Source organism: Chitinophaga sp. RAB17 (genome assembly GCF_052114225.1).
Lineage (GTDB): Bacteria > Bacteroidota > Bacteroidia > Chitinophagales > Chitinophagaceae > Chitinophaga.
Window position 1 is genome coordinate 1 of sequence record NZ_JBFREI010000039.1, and the last position, 946, is coordinate 946.

Annotated in this window: 1 protein-coding gene; it reads right to left on the reverse strand. The window is 46.1% G+C overall.

The genetic code is table 11. The features are described from left to right. On the reverse strand, nt 1–946 hold a 946-nt coding region (locus AB4Z08_RS35750), incomplete at both ends, for a hypothetical protein (protein WP_441578564.1).

Below are 946 nucleotides of genomic sequence, written 5' to 3' on the forward strand. Positions count from 1 at the left end.
CTGTAATCGGTGCCACGGGTAGCGGCGCCTGTAGATGGCAGCGATATTTTAATAGGTATTTCTGTACTTACACCTGCTGGCAAACTAAACCCAATCTGTTGGGTATTGCCTTCCGGCATACCGGCAGCTGGCGGTGTGAATGTGATCTTTGTTTTAGTCGCATCTCTGCGGGTAGCATCATAAATCTTCAGTTGTGCATCTGTTACCGTGTAACCGCTGGCCGCACCGGAGATATTCAGTTGCTCATCTTTTTCTATGATCTGGTCTGCGATCGCTTTGATCACTGCAGCCGTAGTAGTGAATACTGCCGTATTTTTAGGGAATACGATCGACGTTTGCAGGTATTGGAAGTCAGTTGCAGCTGCTTCAGTACCGGCCACTTTCGTTGTTAAGGTAATGGTCAATGGTTTAGCAGAGCTATAACCGGCTGGCAACGACATTTTGAATGCGGTACTGTTGCCTTCATTTAATGTTAAGCTATCTGGTGTCAGCGTCAGTTTCTTCTGCGCTGGGTCCGTGAGATCTTTAACATAAATATGCGCGCTGGTAGCAGGCATATTTACATTGCCATTATTACCATCTACATTTAAAAACCCTTCATCATTAAACACATTATTTGTCAATGTCTGAATAGCTGCGGCATCACCGTGATCCGCTCCGTTGGCAATGGTAATAGTAGTAGGGAGACTCGTATAACGGCTATCTGCAATGGTAGAAGACACCACATCTTTAGTCAGGTTCACTGTCCAGGCTTTACCTGCTTTCCAACCATTTGGTAAAGTCGCAGTGATCACTGCACTTTGTCCTTCGTTCACGCTATCAGGTACACTGCTCAGTTTGATGGAATCACCGGCAGGGAATGGATACTGTGCATCCTTAATTGTCAGGTCAAGCGTAGCCGGTGCAAAGGTGTACACCGTGCTATAAACATCACTGACTGTTGGAT